We start from the raw sequence: 18,052 nt of genomic DNA on the forward strand, positions 1-18,052 counted from the left end.
AAAGCAGCGTGCGTCGCTTGCTTTGGACCAAATGTTCTGGCAGTGAAAACTGCCGCGTCGGAGAGGTGGCCGAGTGGTCGAAGGCGCACGCCTGGAACGCGTGTAGGCGGGTAACCGTCTCGAGGGTTCGAATCCCTCTCTCTCCGCCATTTCCTTTTTTAACCGTCGAAATGCTCCGACACCTTGAATGGTGAGGGGCGAAGTCTTTTCGTCCGCGAATTAGTCGTTCTCTCCGCAATATCAGCCGTTTGCGATCCATCGTGTCCGCGTGAGGCTCACGAAACAGTCTGGGATGCAGTGCCTGCCATGTGGTCGGGTCAAGTCAGGGGACGCTGCGTCTTCGCATCGGTCGAGGAAAGGACAAATGTCGCTTCAACTGCTCAGTCAGTGCGGCGTTGAGCGATCGTGCCACGGCGCCTTCTTTCCATAGATCGGGGCTGATTTGTAAGATAGCGCACGTCGAAAAGCTTCTATATGCAGCAGCCTTTATGTTGGTTTCGTTAAATTATACAGGGCTTTATTTGCAAAGAAACGCAAACGCTGTACTCTATCTATATGAGCCCACAAAAAAAGCACTTCAGTGAAATGATGTCCGATGATGGCATCAGATCCACATACCGCTCCTATCATGAGTGGTTTTCTGAGCAGGACAATCGTCGTCTCGCAAAAAAATCAGCACAGGCAGAGGCGCTGTTTAAGCGCACCGGCATAACCTTCAATGTATATGGTCAAGCCGATGCTGAAGAACGTCTGATCCCATTTGATTTGGTGCCCAGGATCGTCTCCAATTCAGAATGGACGAAGCTCGCAAAGGGCATCGATCAGCGGGTGCGCGCCATCAATGCGTTTTTGCACGATATCTATAATCGGCAGGAAATATTGCGGGCCGGGGTTCTACCGAAAAAGCTGATTGCGGAAAATGATGCATTTTTGCCGCAAATGATTGATTTTAGCCCACCTGGGGATGTTTACACCCACATTGTGGGCACAGACATTGTGCGAACCGGCGAAGACGATTTTTATGTGCTGGAGGATAACGCCCGCACCCCGTCAGGCGTCAGCTACATGCTGGAAAACCGCGAAACCATGTTGCAAATGTTTCCTGAATTGTTCAGCAAAATCAGGGTTCAGAATGTGAGCAACTACCCTAAAAATTTGCGGCGCTCCCTGGAGGCCTGTGCGCCTGCATCTTGCGATGGCCGCCCCACCGTAGCGATCCTGACGCCAGGTATTTATAATTCGGCCTATTACGAACACAGCTTTTTGGCTGACCAGATGGGCGTTGAACTGGTTGAAGGCCATGATTTGCGGATTGTCGATGGGCATGTCGCGATGCGCACCACTCAAGGATACAGGACCATTGATGTGCTCTATAGGCGGGTGGATGACGCCTATCTTGACCCGCTCACATTCAACCCAAACTCCGCTTTGGGCGTGCCCGGCATTATGGATGTCTATCGCGCCGGCAACATCACCATTGCAAATGCCCCGGGCACCGGCGTTGCAGATGATAAGGCGGTTTATAGCTACATTCCCGACATTATCGAATTCTATACCGGCGAAAAGGCCATCTTGAAAAATGTGGAGACCTATCGCTGTTCTGAACCGGACGCATTGAAATACACGTTGAGCAACCTTTCCGAATTGGTCGTAAAAGAAGTGCACGGTTCTGGCGGATATGGCATGTTGGTCGGCCCGGCGGCCAGCAAGCGCGAGCTTTCTGAATTTGCTGAAAAACTCAAAGCGCATCCAGATAATTATATCGCGCAGCCGACGCTGTCGCTCTCGACGGTGCCCATCTTCACAAAAAAGGGCTTGGCACCGCGCCACGTGGACCTGCGCCCCTTCGCGCTGGTGTCGCCGGACGGCGTGGACATTACGCCAGGTGGCTTGACCCGAGTTGCGCTCAAAGCCGGAAGCCTTGTTGTCAATTCCAGTCAGGGCGGCGGCACAAAAGACACATGGGTATTGGAAGACTGATATGCTGGGAAAAACTGCAGGTGGTCTCTATTGGATGTTTAGGTTTCTCGAGCGGGCAGAAAACACCGCCCGCTTGCTCGAAGCCGGGTTTCGAATTGCGCTGACCAGATCAACAGACGCCGAAAGCGAATGGAGATCGGTGATCATCACATTGGCGGCGCAACAAGGGTTCGAAGCGAAATACGACACCTATGACAGCACCCATGTCATCAATTATTTGCTGCGCGACGCGGACAATCCCAGCTCAATTCTTTCAGTGGTCAACGCCGCGCGAGACAATGCGCGTCTAGTGCGCACCGCGCTCACATCGGAAGTTTGGATGTCGGTCAACGAAACATGGATGCAGCTTACCCAAATCCTCAAGCACCAGGTGCGCGAGGTGGATCTGCCCGACGTGCTGGCCACCATTCGTCAGCAAGCGGCCCTCGTGCGCGGGGCGCTGAATGGCACCATGCTTCGAACCGATGTCTATCGTTTCTGTCAAGTTGGCATTCACATCGAGCGCATCGACAATACAGCGCGGATCATTGATGTAAAATATTACTCCTTGCTGCCGGCCACCTCAATTGTGGGTGGAAGGCTGGATAATGTGCAGTGGGAAACATTGCTTCGTTCTGTTTCGGCCCACCGTTCCTTTCGCTGGGCTGTCGAAGATGGATATACCGGGCCTGCGATCGCCAATTTTCTCATATTGGACAGCCGTCTGCCGCGTTCGCTCATCTTTTGCAGCAAGGAAATCGTCTCGAACCTTGCGTTTATCGAGCAAGCTTATGGGGAAAGAGCTACATGCCATGACATGGCGGACAAACTACTGCAGCGGTTCAGCAATCGCGAAATTTCTACAATTTTTGAAGAAGGTCTTCACGAGTTTATCAGCTCAGTGCTGGGCGATACGGCAAATCTTGGATACCAGATCGAAAAAGATTACAGGTTCAATATTTAGATGCAGCTTCAGATATCACACACCACCCATTACCAGTACGACAAGCCGGTGGACTATGCTTTGCAAAGGGTCCATCTGCGTCCCATGAATATGGATATTCAAGAGGTCAACTCTTGGGCGCTGGAGATTGATGGAGGACGGATTGAAGCCAGTTATAAAGATCACTACGGCAACCACAGCGATCTGATCAGCACCGACCCCGGTGTGCGAACGCTCGCCATTACGGCGACCGGGATTGTGACAACCCGTGATACGAGTGGCATCGTGGGCAAGATATATGGCCGCGCCCCATTATGGCATTTTCTACAAACTACGTCTTTCACGGTTGCTGGACCAAAAATCCGTGCGCTATCAAAAATCGTCAAGCAAAGTGACGATCATTTAAGCGGGCTTCATGCCCTTTCATCAGCGATATTGGAATCTGTTCCCTATAAGCTCGGCGAAACGGACACCAAATCAAAGGCAGAGGAGGTTATGGGCATTGGCAGCGGCGTTTGTCAGGACCATGCGCATATCTTTATCGCCGCGGCGCGAGCTGCAGGCCTGCCTGCGCGATATGTAAGTGGCTACTTGATGATGAATGACCGGATCGATCAGGACGCCAGCCATGCCTGGGCGGAAGTTCATCTGGAAGAGTTGGGCTGGGTCGGTTTCGATGTATCCAACGCTATTTCCCCGGACGAAAAATATGTTCGCATTGCTGTGGGCCGAGACACGCGCGATGCAGCGCCAATAAAAGGCATGCGGCTTGGAGATTCTGATGAAACTATGATTGTATCTTTGCAGGTTCAGCAGTAAATAGAGGTACAGTAACCTCATTGGAAATTTAAGATGACATATTGCGTTGGCATGCGATTGAATCGCGGACTGGTGTTGATGTCTGACACCCGCACAAGCGCTGGCGTTGACAATTTTTCGGTCAGCAAAAAAATGTTCACTTGGGCCAGCCCAAACGAATATGCAATCACCATCATGACAGCTGGCAATCTGGCCACCACTCAAGCAATGATCAGCTTGCTGGAAGAGCGCTCGAAAACCGCAGAAGAGCGTGACCCGAGCATTCTGCGGCAGCCAACCATGTTTCAGGTTGCCCGCCTCGTCGGCGCGACCCTCAAAGAAGTGATCGCAGGGAGCAGCCCCAACGGGCAAACTTCAGATGATCAGTTCCGGGCCTCCGTGATCCTGGCGGGGCAGATCGCTGGCGGTCGCCCGACCGTGTTTTTGATCTATCCCGAAGGCAATTTTATTGAAATAACTGATGACACGCCGTTCTTTCAGATCGGTGAAACTAAATATGGCAAACCCATTCTCGTTCGGGCATATGATGCGGATATGACTTTTGATGATGCTGTGAAGCTGTTGCTCGTTTCGTTTGATTCAACCATCAAATCCAACCTTTCTGTCGGCATGCCCATCGATGTGCTCGTTTATGAGAATGACGCATTCGATGTTGGGCGCCAAAAGCGTGTCGAGGCAACCGATGAGGTCTTTCAAAAGATTTCAACGGGCTGGAGCAAAGCACTTAAAGACGCATTTCAAGAACTCCCGCGATACACGGTTTAGCGTTATTCAATATTCGGCGGTTGGTCCAAGCTCATATTCTGTTCAAATTTCTGCTCAACGTAATAGTCTTTCTTCTCCAGTCTTTTCCAATTTGACTTTGGCGTTTAAGCTGCGGCACAAAGATTGAAGTGAAATCAATCAGGTGTGCCAAGGGCATGACTCTCAAGCAACCCACATTGAAGATGATTGCCGAGCGAACGGGTTATGCGGTGACCACCGTGTCTAAAGCCCTTCACGATGCGCCGAACATTGGGGCGAAGACGAAGAAGTATATTCAGGATGTGGCGAAAGAGGTGGGGTATCAGCCGGACCGGGCAGGACTGTCTTTGCGCACGGGCAACACCCACAAGATTATTTTGCTGATGCAGCTTTCTGACGATATTTCTGACTTTTCGCGTCGGTTGATTTTGGGCATGGCCCGTACCTTGGAAACGACACCCTATGAATTAGTGTTTCACCCGGTTTTGCCAGGACGTGATGAGTTGAGCCAGATGCAATCAATTGTGCGCAATCGGGCGGCTGATGGGTTGGTGCTTGCGCAAACTGCGCCGGACGATGCGCGCGTGGCCTTTGCGCAATCTTATGATTTCCCCGTGGTGACCCATGGGCGCACTCAACTGAGCTTGCCCCACGCCTTTTACGATTTTGACAATGAGGCATTTGCGTTTGAAGCAGGCAGCCGGCTAGCTGCGCTCGGATGTGAGACCGTTGGTTTGTTGACGCCGGAATGTGAATTTACCTTTTTCACGCACCTTCAAAAGGGGCTGCGTCATGCGGCTGAATTGAACAAATTGGCCATTCAAGAGAAATGGAATGTTTCGATCCCCGGCGACAATTATCTGCAGTGGCTGCGTGATGAGAGTTTCAGGGCTGTTCAATCTGGTACCATGCCCGACGGGGTGATCTGTTCGAACGAACTGGCTGTCTTGGCGGTAATGGATGGGGTGAATGCGGCAGGCGGCAAGCTGGGCAAAGATGTGAAAATCATCTCCCGGAAAACCTCGCGCCTGCTGGACTATTTGCATCCCGACATTGAATGGGTGGAAGAAGATCTGATACTGGCGGGCGAACATTTGGCGCAATTGCTGCTCAAACGCATTCAGGGGACTGACCCCAAGCAATTGCAAATTGTCGGTTCGCCCGCCATTAGCTGGTGAAATTTAGACTAAAGCTGCAGCTAAGGTCAGAATTTCAAACGGTTTCAATTCCAGTTCAATTTCACAAGTTTGGCTGCGCACGCAGGGCGCTGATTTTTGCTCCAGTAGATTGGTGACGTGCACCTCGCCCAAACGGTCGTCCAGCTTTGCGATGAGGCGCGTGCGTTTGCCGCTTTCTTCACAAAGGCGGAAGACGACATGCTGCCCATCTTCGCTGATTTTTGCGGCATGAACCACCACATTCTCTTGCTCGAATTGGATGGGCGCTGATGGGCTAGTTTGCGGCGTTGTTGCAAAGCTCCCGCCAGATAGTTGCAGGGGGACGGCAAAATCCAAGGCGCGTTGATTGATGGTTTCAAGCCTGTCCAACCCTTCGCTCACGGTGAGGGCATAGCGGCAAATATGTTGCTCCTGATCTGCCCTCGGGTGCGGATAAATGCCGGATTTGATCAGTGTGAGACCGAACTGCGTGTCTTTGGCGCTATAGCCATATTTGCAATCGTTCAGAACGCCAATGGCGAAATCCGCTTCTTCAAAAGCGACCCAGCGGTGCATGCTGGCTTCAAACCGCGCCTGATCCCAACTCGTGTTGCGATGGGTGGGGCGGGTGACGTGGCCGAACTGAATTTGCGATTTGATCTGATCGCTTAGGACATCAAAATCAAATTCCGCTTTCAGCAGGGATTGGCTTTCTTGCCAATCGGCAAAGAAATCAAATTCAAGCTGACGCGCATCTGCTTGCAAGGAAATGATCTGCACAAGGCGCGATTGCCTATAGGTCCGCTCCAGGCGGATGGCGGCACGGTGCGGGCCGGTTTCAATCACTTCAATTTTGGTCGGCGAATCCACCAGCCAGCACTTTTCTTCATGGAACCAGTCAATATCCCACGCATCCCAATTGAGCGGCTTATCCTCATAGACACGCAGCTGGTTGCCCAGCGTGCCGTCGCGCAGCAATTGGCGCTGGCTTTGCTTATCGAATATGCTGGTGATGTCACCTTGCGGATTTAGATCGATACGGACGAACGCGTTTTCCAAATGAGTTTCGCTGACGGAAAGCTCTGTGATGTCGTCGGTGGCTTGCTGTGCTTTGACAGGCTGTAGTGATTGAAAGGGCGCTAGTTTTTCCACAGGCGCCGCGGCGTAAGTGGTGCCGTCAGCACGATGAATTTTTTGGAATGCACATGGACCTGCGCCAAAATCGATCGCCGGAACATCTCCCTCAAGCTGTGCCAAGCGATTGCGGCGTGTGACGCCCACACTGTTGAGCAGATGCGCCTCATCGCCAAACACCAGTGTGCTCAGGTGCGCGCGCAATTTTTCGCCACGCGCAAACAGTTCGGCATAATCGCGATCACTTTCTTCATAGACTTCTGGAATGGACGTGCCGGGCAGAATGTCATGGAACTGATTAAGCATCAAAATCTTCCACAGCGCATCAATTTCGGCCGAGGCGTCGTCAATCGTCTCGCCATTCAGCTTTGCCAAAACACTCAGCAATTCCAGCTCGCGCAGCAAATGCTCGCCATTGGCGTTGTTGCGTTTGTTTTTGGCCAAGGAGGTGAGGGTGCCGCGGTGATATTCGAGATAAAGCTCGCCCACCCAACGGGGGAAATCTGTGTCGCTTTCCGCCATGGTTTGCCGCAGCCGATCAAAATAGGGGCGAATGCCTTCGAGCTTGAGCTTCGGCAAACCGGGTACGCCCTTTTCCAAACGTTTGGCGTTTTCCAGCATCACTTTGCAGGGACCACCGCCGCCATCACCATGGCCAAAAGGCACCAGCACATTCTGGTTCAGCGCTTTTGGCTCATAGCGGTTCCACGCACCTACGGTTGAGCTAACGTCGAGATGCGGGCCATAATCAGTACGATGGTCGCCGCGATGACCTTTGTCGTCGGTTTGCGCTGTGATCAAATAGGCTGTGACATTGGTGCCGTCGATGCCCTGCCACTCAAACGTGTCATAGGGCATGCGGTTGGTGTCGTTCCATGAACATTTTGAGGTGACAAAAATGTCGAGACCAGTTTGCGCCATTAATTGGGGAATGGTGGCGGTGTAACCAAAAGTGTCTGGCAGCCAGAGTACGCGCGGCGTGATGCCAAATTCTTGCTGCTGGAACTTAACGCCACGCAAAATCTGCCGCACCAAAGATTCGCCTGAGATGATGTTCACATCCGGCTCAAGCCACATGGCGCCTTCAATTTCAAATTGGCCGGATTTGACGTGTTTTTTGATCCGCTCAAACAGCGCTGGCGCATCCTCTTTCAGCCATTCAAAAAGAATGCACTGATTATACATGAACACAAAGTCCGGATATTCATCCATCAGCTTGCACGCAGTTGACATGGACCGAACCATCTTTTCCCGCGTTTGGGAGATCGGCCAAAGCCAAGCCACATCAATGTGGGTGTGGCCCACGGCCGATATGATGGGCGCATGTGGATCGGCGCCAAACAGGTCCTTGGCAATGGCGCGTGCACTGCGAACCGAGTCGGAAAACGACGCATCACGCTCGCGTAAATCAAGGCATGCAAAAGCGCGATCAATAATGTTGAACAGGTGGTGGCGACGCGCGTCATTCTCGTCTAACCGGCGGGCGGCTTCAAAGGAAATAGCGAGATCATAATAAAGGTCGGCCGCATCATCATATTGTTCACACCACACAAGCCCAACGCCAAGTTGCCGTTCAATTTCGGCTGTATAGGCATTGATGTGGATGGTGGCGGTGCCTGCGGATTGTTGAGCTTTTGGCAGATAGAGTTCGCGGTGGAAGCCATCAAAAGCCTGACAGATTTCACCATCTAAATAGACTTGGCATTGCGGGTCAGTGCGGCCCAGCAAAATCTCATTTTTGGCGATCAGTTTAAGATAGGGCGTAATACCAGCATCTGTTTGCGGCACGATCAGTTGTCCGGCAAACCAATGATGGCCTGCGGGTGTGCCCCAAGCAAAATCGCCTTCCACTTGTGGCCAGCTTTGCCAATCCATGCCAAGCACATCGCTTGTACCCGCTTCGCCTTGCCATTCATGCAGCGGCACATGGGCCACCGCTTCACGCCACGCCATTTGCTTGAGCAAGTTGAGATAATGATTGAGTTTTTGTTCTTGTTTTTGATTATGCATAGATTTTGGCTTGCTCAGTATGGGATGAATTAGAGGTGAGATAGGCGGCGCCGCGCGCGGCTTGCAGGGCGCTGTCGCCAGCAATCTCGAATTTGGTTTTAATCTGCTTAGAAAAGCAGAGTGGTTCAACTTGCACAAATATCTCTTGCCAGAGCGTGGTTTGCGCCGCCATGCCGCCGCCAATCACAAGGCGATGAGGGTCAAGCAGCTGGATGATGGTGGCGAGATAATGGGCGAAGCTGCACTTGAATTGCTCAAGGCTGGCTTGTGCTGCAGGCTCTCCTCGGGCGGCATCGCCCAATATGTCGATGGCAGATTGCTCCTGCGCATGCTGCCGCGCATGATATTGGGAAAGGCCAGTGCCGGATAAGAGTTGCTCGGTGCAGCCGCGCTGGCCGCAATAACAAAGGGGCCAATCGGCCGTGGCCTCTGGCAACAGGCTCAAAGGCACATGACCCGCTTCGGCGGCTAGGCCGCCAGCGCCTTTGATCAATTGACCATTATACACAAGGCCGCCACCCAGACCCGTGCCGACGGTGAGGGCATAAACCATCTCCGGTGCTGCGCCGTTTTCATCGTACGCACAGGACAGGGCAAAGCAGTTGGCATCATTTTCGATGACCACTTGCTGCGCCAGCGCTTGGGCAAAGTGGGCCGCAAGGTCATGACCGTTTAGCGTTAAAATATTGGCGTTGCGCCACAAGCCTGTGTCCGGATGGGCGCTGCCCGGGGCACACATGCCAATAAAGCCAATCTGACCAAAATAGGCACGGAAATGGGCGGCGCCGTCCACCAGAACTTGTGTGATGTCGGTCAATGACTTTGGCGTGTTGACCCGACGCTCGGCCACCAGCTCGCCATCGCGCAGCAGCACAAATTGGATTTTTGTGCCGCCAAGATCGATGCCGAGCCGGGGAGGAGAGGCTGCGCTATCGGCCATAAATATCCTCATAGCGCACAATATCGTCTTCGCCTAAATAGCTGCCATACTGCACTTCAATGATGTCCACCGGCGCATCGGAAAAGTTCTCGATGCGGTGAATGGCACCTTTAGGGATGTCGATGGACTGACCCGCCTGAAGGTCAAACTTCTCTTCACCCAATGTCACTGTGGCAGTGCCGCGGGCAACCACCCAATGTTCAGCGCGGTGCTTATGGCTTTGAAGCGATAATTGGCCTTCGGGTTTTACCTGAATAATCTTGCTTTTGAAGCCCTCGCCCTCGGCCAAAACCGTAAAGCTACCCCAAGGACGTTCTTCAAATTGCGGGTGGGTTGAATTATCCATTTTTATGCTCCGAAATGGCTTGGCCGTCTTGATCAAAAAGGTGCAGATCTTCTGGCTGGAACTGGCAGCCAATCTTTTCGCCGATCGCGGTGCGATCAATGCCGGGCACGCGCACCACAAAGGGTTTGTCCGCCCCGTGATTGATGTAGAAAATCGTGTCAGACCCGAGGCGTTCGACCACATCGATCGTGCCCACCAGATGGGCATTCTTATCGGGCGCAGTCACTTTGATATGCTCGGGGCGAATGCCATAGGTTTGTGCCGATGGGTTGGTGAGCGCACTGGGCAGGTTGAGCGCGGGATCGTCATAGGCCACAAAGTTCATTTTGGGCGACCCCAAAAAGCCAGCAACAAACAGATTTGCCGGGTTGCTGTAGAGATCAAGCGGCGTGCCGACTTGCTCAACTTGGCCGGCATTCATCACCACAATACGGTCGGCCAGGGTCATAGCTTCCACTTGATCGTGGGTCACATAGACCATGGTAGTGCCTAGGCGGCGGTGCAGCTTGGCAATCTCAATCCGCATTTCAATGCGCAAGGCGGCATCAAGGTTGGACAAAGGTTCGTCAAACAGAAAGATTTGCGGGTCGCGTACTATCGCTCGCCCCATGGCCACGCGCTGACGTTGGCCACCCGAGAGCGCTCTTGGAAAACGATCCAGCAATTTATCCAACCCCAAAATGCCTGCGGCGTGGGATGTGCGTTCCTTCTTTTCCGCTGCGGCGCGTTTGCGCAATTCAAGGCTGAAGCCCAGATTGCGCTCTACATCCATATGCGGATAAAGCGCGTAGGATTGGAACACCATGGCGATATCGCGGTCGCGCGGCTCCAAATCATTGACGCGGGTGTCGCCAAAAATCATGTCGCCAGCGCTCACGGGTTCAAGTCCGGCAATCATGCGCAGTAAAGTGGATTTGCCGCAGCCGGAGGGACCAACCAGAACGACGAACTCGCCTTTGTTGAACTCAAGTGAAATATCTTTGAGCACATGCACCGGCCCAAAGCGTTTATTGATGCTGTTTAGCGTAATCGCAGTCATAATCAGCCTTTCACAGCGCCTGCGGTCAAACCTTTGACCAGGAACCGCTGGATAAGAATAAAGAACAAGCAGCTTGGGATTAGGGCGAGGGTGCCGGCGGCCATCATCTGCCCCCAATCCACTGCAAATTTCGATACGAAGGTTTTAAGGCCCACGGGGAACGTCATCTTGTCATCGGAGTTGATGAGCATCAGGGCAAAGAGCAGTTCACTCCATGCGGCCGTGAAGATGAAGCCCAAGGTGGCGGCTAGCCCCGGCAAAGTGAGCGGGAAGATCACCTTGCGCAGCGCGGTGAAACGGGTGCAGCCGTCAATCATCGCCGCTTCTTCCAGATCTTTGGGAATCCCGTCGAAAAAGCCCTGCATCAAGAAGGTGGCAAACGGCACGTTGAACGCGGTATAGACAATGATCAGTCCGGTAAGACTGTCCAGCAGGCGCAGCCCGGCCATGATCTTGTAGATCGGCGCAATGATCATCAGCAGAGGGAACATCTGAGTGATCAGCATCAGCGCAATGATGATTGCCTTGCCGCGAAAGTGAAAGCGGGAGAAGGCATAACCCGCTGCCGTTGCCACCAATGTGGTAAAAAAGGCAGTGCCTAAACTCACAATCATGGAGTTTTTGAAATAAACCAGAAAGTCCGTCAAAAACAGCACGGAGACAAAATTGTCCAGCGTGAAGGTGGAGGGCCAGATTTGAGTGCCTTCGGTATAAATCAGCCGATCAGGCGTCACCGCGATTTTGATCAACCAATAGATCGGGAACAGGGCGAACAGCACATAGAGCGCGATGGCCAAGTAGCGCAATGTGGCGCCAAGGGGGAACGCAGTTTTTTGCATGATTATATCCCCTTCACCAAATGTTTGCGCATTTTCAAAATCAGCATGGCGTAGGCCAGCAACAGCACCAGCAAGGCAATCGCAAGGGTGGAGGCATAGCCGAAATCAAGCCGACGGAATGCGGTGGTGAAAATATAAGATGAGATGATGTGCGTTGAGTTGGCAGGCCCGCCGCCGGTCATGATGTAAATCAGGTCCGCGAAGTTGGCGATCCAGATGGTGCGCAACATCACGGTGATGGCGATGGTTGGTGCCAGAAACGGCACAGTAATCTTGATAAAGCTCTGCCATAGGCTTGCGCCATCAATCGCGGCGGCTTCATAAAGATCGCGTGGGATGGATTGCAAGGCGGCCAGCAATGTGATGGCGAAAAACGGGATGCCAAACCAGATGTTGGCCACAATTGGTCCCCAGAGTGCCAGGTCAGGGTTGGCCAGAATGTTTTGCGGCTTCTCCATGATGCCCATTGCGGCCAGCCAGTGGGGAATGGGGCCGATGATCGGGTTGAACAGCCACGCCCAGTTCAAGCCAGATAGAAAGGCCGGCACCGCCCACGGCAGAAACACCAGACCTTGCACCAAACCGCGCCCGGCAAAGGGCTTGTTCAGCAAAAGGGCGAGACCCAAGCCTAAGAAAAACTGGAAGAATAGAGAACCCAAAGTCCACCAGAAGGTGTTGGTCAAGGCTTTCCAGAACAGGCGGTCCGCCCACAATTTCTCGAAGTTCGCCAAGCCAACCCAGCCGGTTGTAAACGGATCCAATAGGTCAATGGCCTGAAAGGCATAGGAGACGCCGACGACGAGCGGTACCAGCATCACCAGCGCGATCAGGATGATGGCGGGTGACAGATAGAGATAGGGCTCGATCAGCCATTGAAATCTTTTGAGGGGTCTCCCCCGGCCATTGCCGGAGGAGGATGTTTGCGCCATGGTCATTGTGCGGCTTTCCACGCTTGATATTCATTGGTGAGGAATTCAGCCCACTCATTGGCCAAATCTTCAGCTGAACGTTGACCGAGCAAAGCTTCTTGGCTTGAAGCTGTTGCCAACTCTTTGAACACGCCGAATTTCTTCAAATAAACAGGCATGATGGTCGGGATATATTCTTCCCCATTCAGCGTATCGAACCAGCCCTTATATTGTGGCGTGGAGAAGTGAGAGTCTTCTTCCGCACCCTCGTGGATCGGGATAACCCCGACCTGTTTGGTCCAGGTTAAATTCGCTTCAGGTGAAGAAAGGTGCTGCACAAGTGCAACCGCTTCGTTCTGATGCTCTGTGGTGTTAAACACAGACCAGCCCGCAAAGCCGATGGTGGGGAAGGCTTTGCCAGAAGGGCCAACAGGCATTGGCGTCACAGCAAAATCTTCAGGGTCCATGCGCTCAGCAACGGAGATCAACGCATCTGGATCTTGGTCCAAGAAGGCGCAGGTGCCGGAATAAAAGCCTGCAACGATTTCGTTGAAGCCCCAGTTCACGCTGGCATAAGGCGCATACTCGTTCTGATACATATCAATGAGGAACTGCAACCCTTCAATTGAACCGGGCTCATTGATGCGGCTCTGGCCATCTTCGGTGAAGAACTCGTTGGAGCCATTCATGGTGGCCGCATACATGATCCAGGCGTTCAAACCGCCGCCGCCACCGCGCAAGCAATAGCCATATTTACCGTCAAGCGCGGAGACCTTGCGTGAGGCTTCCATGAACTCTTCCATGGTGTGGGGTGGCTCATCTACGCCTGCTTCAGCCAACAATTTCTTGTTGTAGAACATGGCGCGGAGATAGAAGCCGTATGGAATGGTGTAGGCTTCGTTTTCAGCCAAACGAGCCATATCCAGCGTTTTTTGAGCAAGTGTGTCGCCATGTTCCCAATTGGCAATGGTGTCTTCCAGGCTGAGCAACATATCGTTGCCAGCATAGAGCGCCAGCCACGCATCCGGCATTTCCACCACGTCTGGAATTTCGCCGCCTGCAACCATGGTGGAGAGTTTTTCAAATGCTTCGCCCCAAGGCAAAGAGATGATTTCCACATCTACATCGGGGTTGTTGGCTTCATATTCAGAAACCAAATTGTTGAGTGTCTCTGTCCGCGCTGGGCTGGTGATCACCTCTACAAGTTTCAGTTTTGTTTCGGCCCATGCGGTTCCGGCAGACAAGGTGGCTGCAAGAATGGCGCTTGTGGCCACTGTACGGAATAAGTGTTTCACTATTTTCCTCCCTTTAAATTGCGCCGCGCATTTGCGGCGCTTCCCATCCGGTCGAAACCGGAAACTTGTTCAAAGATAAAACGTTATACTTTCGTGATACATCGTTGTACTTAGTGCTTTTTTAAAAAAAACAGCTGGGGCTGCTTCTTGTAAAAGCTAACTCAAAAGCTCCTTTGTTTGCTGTTCGGTGCTGTCGAGAATTTCTTCCATGGCCGCCACGGCCGCAGCGGCATCGCCCGCGATTACGGCCTCTGCCAAGGGCTTGTGCAGCGGGATAGATGGCAAACCGTAACTATCGTCCATAAAGGGTTCGATATAATGTTGGTGAAAGGCGCCATGGACCTGTTCGATCAATTGGGCAAACAGCGGATTGCCTGAAGCGGCATAGATGGCACGATGAAAATTGGCGTCCGCCTGCCGCCAGGGCAGGCCCTTATCCACCACGTCGAACAGGGTGTCGAGCGCGGATTGAATGGCCTCATGATCCTTCTTGCTGGCATGAAGCGCGGCGAGGTGCACCACTTCTTTTTCCAATGCGCGGCGCACTTGCTGGGTCCGCAACAGGCCCTCCGCCTCAAATTGAAGCACCACGGGCACATGCACTGAGTTTGGCACAATATCCATGGCCAAAATGGTGCCCGCGCTGGTCCGCCGTTCCACAATGCCAAGATTTTCCCAAACCTTGAGCGCTTCGCGCACGGTGGATCGACCAACCTGCAATCGTGACGCCAGTTCAGTTTCGGTTGGCAGCTTATCGCCTTCTTTCAGGCCGGCGTGCTCAATCATTACGGCCAGAGCTTCCAGCACTTCCACATCGCGTGTGCGCCGCTTGATCGGACGCAAATATTGCGAGGCGGTGCCCGATGCGGCGCTTGCACTTGTGGATTTAGACTGCGAAGCCATGATTAGCCTTTGATTGTTTATGTGTTTGTCCGACAAACAAGCATAGTCCAAGAAAGCTGTCAAGCGGTCAAACGCGAATATTGCGGAAGCGAAAACCGACAACAATTGTTGGTGCGGCTTGGCTCGAACTCATCCGGGCGCTAGGAGTGCCACAAACAAGCTATGCAAATCATGTTGATGTTTCAGACTAGGCGGTTTCCTCAAGGGGAAGCGTGACGTAAAAGGTTGTGCCTTCATTGTCGTTCGAATGAAAGCCAATCTCTCCTTTCATCGCGTCTACAAGTTCCTTGGAGATATAAAGCCCCAACCCGGCGCCGCTCTGGGCGCGGGTCGTCGAGCTATCAGCTTGCGAAAAGCGTGAAAAGATCTTGGATCGGAACGCTTCTGGAATACCATTGCCATTGTCCTGAATGGAGATTTTGGCGACACCTTCGAGTTTTTCGACCCTTATCCGGACTTCCCCGGGATCAGCCGAAAATTTTGAAGCGTTCGAAATCAGGTTGGTAATCACCTGCATCAAGCGCCCTTCATCCACATTCAAGCTAAGGCGCGGTTCGCAATATTCGATGGCAAGTGTTGTTCGATGCTGATCGGCGTAGGCCGCGTTTAGAGCAACAGACTGCTGGATGAGCGTTTCCAAGTCGACCTTCTTTGGGTGGAGCACCAAATTGCCGGACATGATGCCATTAATATCGAGCAAATCGTCCACCAGGTGGATCAGGCGATTACAGTTGGCGTTGGCGATGGATGCCAGCTCTTGCGCTTGTCGCGGCAGGTCAGCAATGACGCCACCATGCAGAATACCTATAGCCCCTTTGATGGAGGTCAGAGGTGTCCGCAACTCGTGGCTCACCGTTGCAACAAATTCGGTTTTGAGCCGATCGAGCTGGCGCATTTCTGTGATATCTTGCAAAGTACCGATAACGGTTGCGGGGCGGCCCTGCTCTGACAACACTTCAACATGCTGCAAAATGTCCTTTTCTCTGCCCTCACGACAATTGACGGTGTGACTAAAGCTGATGGGCCCTTCCTTTAATTTTTCAAGGCGCAGATTTTGTTGAACCATCTTGCGTTCATTTTCAGGCACGAGATCAACAGTAAAGTCGAGGCCGTGACCTGTTGGGATGTCCTCAAGATCTAGAATGTCCAGCACTTCGGATGAACACCAGATTTTTTCGCCTGACAAATCATATTCCCAACTACCGATCCGGGCGATTTTTTGTGCCTGCTGCAACCGGCGTCGACTTTGTTCCAACTCGCTTGTACGGGCGTCTACAAGTTGATTGAGGCGCTCGTGCCTGCCGCTTAAAACAAGCACAAATATGCCAACAATTGTGGTGAAAAGCAGCCCGGCAAACATGATGATAAATGAGTTTTGATATTGCCACGCGCGGGCCAGAAACTCTCGGCTAGGAACGATTTCTGCAACCCATCTCCGCGTTCCGAACTCAATAGGGTAGCTCTGCGTCATATCGATTTTTTGACCAAAGGGGCCATTGTCGTCAAGCCAACGCACGCCCTCAGCTTCTGATCGATTGGCATAAAGGAATTGTTCCGCTTCCGGCGCAGAGAGATCCTTCATGCTGAGTATAAAAGGCGATCCGTTGAACTCTGAAATGGCTGTTTGGGCAATGTCGCCAACTCGAAAAACGGCAACCATAAAGCCCTTGATCTTTTCACGACGCCCTTCAACAGTCTCAGGGACCTCTCCGCCATGATAGATTGGCATGGTGGCCAGAGCACCATATTGGTTTTCATTTTCCAAAATGAGGATAATGCGCTGGGTGGCAACCATCTCCCCGGTATCAATGGCCCGTTCAAATGCGGCGCGACGGACTGGGTTGAACCCTGCATCAAAACCTAAACCAATTTTGTTTGGTTCGAAGGGCTCTACATATTGAACCACCGCGTGGTCCGCACGATTTGCGGCCGGGATCATTTTTCCATCGGGTCCTGGCTCCACGATCATGAAGTTGTCAAATCCCTCGGCGCGCATCTTGGCTTCGAAAGCCGCGCGCTCATCCGCGCGCAAATATCGCATCCAGGTCAAGGCGGTCAGGCCTTGAGAATTGTCCAGAAAACGTTGGCTGAAATTTGAAAATGCTTCACTTGTAATATCGGTTTTGGTTGCCGCAAATCCTTCAAAATAATCCAGTATTCTTGTGTGATTGGTGAAGGCCTCAGAAATGGCTGTGCCGGCCAGATCTGCCACCGATTGGAATTCAAGTTGCATGCGATGGCGCTGCCAGTTTACGCTCATCGCCACGACAAGAATGGTCAACGCAAATGCAGTCAGGATTGACCCGGAAACCGTTAACGCACGGCGGCGCCAATTGCCGTTCTTCCTTTGGCTCCAAACCGCCAAGATAGGGGCGGCCACCGCCACACCCGCCGCATCTCCTGCCCACCAAATTATGACATTCATGAGATACTCATCTGGCAGGAGTTTGTTCGATTGCAACAAAACGGCTGAAGCCCAGATCGGATTAAGGAGGCATGATATCGCCCCGCCCCAAAGCAAAAACAGCAAAATGTTGCGTTCGTCGTTCAAAGGATTGGGGAAACCAACGAACCGACGGACAGCCCATCCACCCACAAGTGCCTGCAAGGCGGCACCACAGCCGATCAAAATATAGCCGGTCAAAGATTCAAAATTGGCTGCTATTTGCCCGGCAGTAGGCTCGAAATTAACTAGAACGGAACCCAAAACAATGGCCGGCGCCATCCGGTTGCCCCAGTGCAATACGGCCATCAATGCAAGACCGGAGGGGAGCCAGATCAGGGTGGCATGGCTTTCAGGCAAAGCCAACATTGTCCCGAACTTGCCAAGCAAACCATAAACGCTCGCTACCGCAAGCGTTTTAAACAAGAACTCCAACCAGCCTGGCTTTTTCATCGCTTTGTACCTAGATTATTCTCATTCTCGCATCTTATCCGACGAACAATTAATGAAATGCGTAATCAAACAGCAGCATTTGCAGAATAGATGGGATTGTTCGCCGTTCCGTGCGGCTAG

The 18,052-nt window shown here is 52.5% G+C and carries 14 protein-coding genes and 1 tRNA gene; 6 read left to right on the forward strand and 9 right to left on the reverse strand.

Translation table 11 applies throughout. The features are described 5' to 3' along the window. Positions 1–59: 59 nt before the first annotated feature. From L1I42_RS02465 to L1I42_RS02490, 6 genes are all read left to right on the forward strand, one after another. Positions 60–149, forward strand: a tRNA-Ser gene (locus tag L1I42_RS02465). 406 nt (positions 150–555) lie between these two features. After that, a complete protein-coding gene (locus L1I42_RS02470) occupies positions 556–1,980 on the forward strand; it encodes a circularly permuted type 2 ATP-grasp protein (RefSeq protein WP_439651461.1) in 1,425 nt (474 codons plus the stop codon). Position 1,981: 1 nt separating this feature from the next. After that, positions 1,982–2,923 (forward strand): alpha-E domain-containing protein, encoded by a 942-nt coding sequence (locus tag L1I42_RS02475; RefSeq protein ID WP_236112918.1) that lies wholly within the window; start codon positions 1,982–1,984, stop codon positions 2,921–2,923. After that, positions 2,924–3,721 carry a transglutaminase family protein gene (locus L1I42_RS02480; RefSeq protein WP_236112919.1) on the forward strand — a complete coding sequence of 266 codons (798 nt, stop codon included), beginning with the start codon at positions 2,924–2,926 and terminating at the stop codon, positions 3,719–3,721. A gap of 33 nt (positions 3,722–3,754) precedes the next feature. Next, positions 3,755–4,486, forward strand: coding sequence for a proteasome-type protease (locus tag L1I42_RS02485; RefSeq protein ID WP_236112920.1), 732 nt, complete (start codon positions 3,755–3,757; stop codon positions 4,484–4,486). 155 nt (positions 4,487–4,641) lie between these two features. After that, entirely contained in the window at positions 4,642–5,643 is a 1,002-nt protein-coding gene (locus tag L1I42_RS02490; RefSeq protein WP_236112921.1) for a LacI family DNA-binding transcriptional regulator, read from the forward strand. Positions 5,644–5,646: 3 nt separating this feature from the next. Here L1I42_RS02490 and L1I42_RS02495 read toward each other — a convergent pair whose 3' ends face one another. From L1I42_RS02495 to L1I42_RS02535, 9 genes are all read right to left on the reverse strand, one after another. After that, entirely contained in the window at positions 5,647–8,766 is a 3,120-nt protein-coding gene (locus L1I42_RS02495) for an alpha-mannosidase (protein ID WP_236112922.1), read from the reverse strand. After that, positions 8,759–9,706 carry an ROK family protein gene (locus L1I42_RS02500; RefSeq protein WP_236112923.1) on the reverse strand — a complete coding sequence of 316 codons (948 nt, stop codon included), beginning with the start codon at positions 9,704–9,706 and terminating at the stop codon, positions 8,759–8,761. The genes L1I42_RS02495 and L1I42_RS02500 overlap by 8 nt, the downstream gene beginning before the upstream one ends. Beyond that, positions 9,696–10,052 (reverse strand): phosphomannose isomerase type II C-terminal cupin domain, encoded by a 357-nt coding sequence (locus tag L1I42_RS02505; protein WP_236112924.1) that lies wholly within the window; start codon positions 10,050–10,052, stop codon positions 9,696–9,698. The genes L1I42_RS02500 and L1I42_RS02505 overlap by 11 nt, the downstream gene beginning before the upstream one ends. Then, positions 10,045–11,091, reverse strand: a complete 1,047-nt coding sequence (locus L1I42_RS02510) for an ABC transporter ATP-binding protein (protein ID WP_236112925.1) — start codon at positions 11,089–11,091, stop codon at positions 10,045–10,047. Before L1I42_RS02510 ends, L1I42_RS02505 begins: the two co-directional genes overlap by 8 nt. A 2-nt stretch (positions 11,092–11,093) precedes the next feature. Then, positions 11,094–11,930, reverse strand: coding sequence for a carbohydrate ABC transporter permease (locus L1I42_RS02515; protein WP_236112926.1), 837 nt, complete (start codon positions 11,928–11,930; stop codon positions 11,094–11,096). Positions 11,931–11,932: 2 nt separating this feature from the next. Next, entirely contained in the window at positions 11,933–12,865 is a 933-nt protein-coding gene (locus tag L1I42_RS02520; protein WP_236112927.1) for a carbohydrate ABC transporter permease, read from the reverse strand. Beyond that, entirely contained in the window at positions 12,862–14,133 is a 1,272-nt protein-coding gene (locus L1I42_RS02525; RefSeq protein WP_236112928.1) for an ABC transporter substrate-binding protein, read from the reverse strand. The genes L1I42_RS02520 and L1I42_RS02525 overlap by 4 nt, the downstream gene beginning before the upstream one ends. 156 nt (positions 14,134–14,289) lie before the next feature. Then, positions 14,290–15,036 (reverse strand): FadR/GntR family transcriptional regulator, encoded by a 747-nt coding sequence (locus tag L1I42_RS02530; RefSeq protein WP_236112929.1) that lies wholly within the window; start codon positions 15,034–15,036, stop codon positions 14,290–14,292. A 187-nt stretch (positions 15,037–15,223) separates the two neighbouring features. Then, positions 15,224–17,932, reverse strand: coding sequence for a CHASE domain-containing protein (locus tag L1I42_RS02535; RefSeq protein ID WP_236112930.1), 2,709 nt, complete (start codon positions 17,930–17,932; stop codon positions 15,224–15,226). Positions 17,933–18,052: the final 120 nt, after the last annotated feature.

It is taken from the genome of Maritalea mediterranea (genome assembly GCF_021568695.1).
In the GTDB taxonomy this organism is placed as follows: Bacteria; Pseudomonadota; Alphaproteobacteria; order Rhizobiales; family Devosiaceae; genus Maritalea; species Maritalea mediterranea.

Bases quoted from the DNA above. Each gene is read 5' to 3' on its own strand.
- L1I42_RS02470 (WP_439651461.1), top strand. From the start codon at position 556: ATGAGCCCACAAAAAAAGCACTTCAGTGAAATGATGTCCGATGATGGC.
- L1I42_RS02475 (WP_236112918.1), top strand. From the start codon at position 1,982: ATGCTGGGAAAAACTGCAGGTGGTCTCTATTGGATGTTTAGGTTTCTC.
- L1I42_RS02480 (WP_236112919.1), top strand. From the start codon at position 2,924: ATGCAGCTTCAGATATCACACACCACCCATTACCAGTACGACAAGCCG.
- L1I42_RS02485 (WP_236112920.1), top strand. From the start codon at position 3,755: ATGACATATTGCGTTGGCATGCGATTGAATCGCGGACTGGTGTTGATG.
- L1I42_RS02490 (WP_236112921.1), top strand. From the start codon at position 4,642: ATGACTCTCAAGCAACCCACATTGAAGATGATTGCCGAGCGAACGGGT.
- L1I42_RS02495 (WP_236112922.1), bottom strand. From the start codon at position 8,766: ATGCATAATCAAAAACAAGAACAAAAACTCAATCATTATCTCAACTTG.
- L1I42_RS02500 (WP_236112923.1), bottom strand. From the start codon at position 9,706: ATGGCCGATAGCGCAGCCTCTCCTCCCCGGCTCGGCATCGATCTTGGC.
- L1I42_RS02505 (WP_236112924.1), bottom strand. From the start codon at position 10,052: ATGGATAATTCAACCCACCCGCAATTTGAAGAACGTCCTTGGGGTAGC.
- L1I42_RS02510 (WP_236112925.1), bottom strand. From the start codon at position 11,091: ATGACTGCGATTACGCTAAACAGCATCAATAAACGCTTTGGGCCGGTG.
- L1I42_RS02515 (WP_236112926.1), bottom strand. From the start codon at position 11,930: ATGCAAAAAACTGCGTTCCCCCTTGGCGCCACATTGCGCTACTTGGCC.
- L1I42_RS02520 (WP_236112927.1), bottom strand. From the start codon at position 12,865: ATGACCATGGCGCAAACATCCTCCTCCGGCAATGGCCGGGGGAGACCC.
- L1I42_RS02530 (WP_236112929.1), bottom strand. From the start codon at position 15,036: ATGGCTTCGCAGTCTAAATCCACAAGTGCAAGCGCCGCATCGGGCACC.
- L1I42_RS02535 (WP_236112930.1), bottom strand. From the start codon at position 17,932: ATGAAAAAGCCAGGCTGGTTGGAGTTCTTGTTTAAAACGCTTGCGGTA.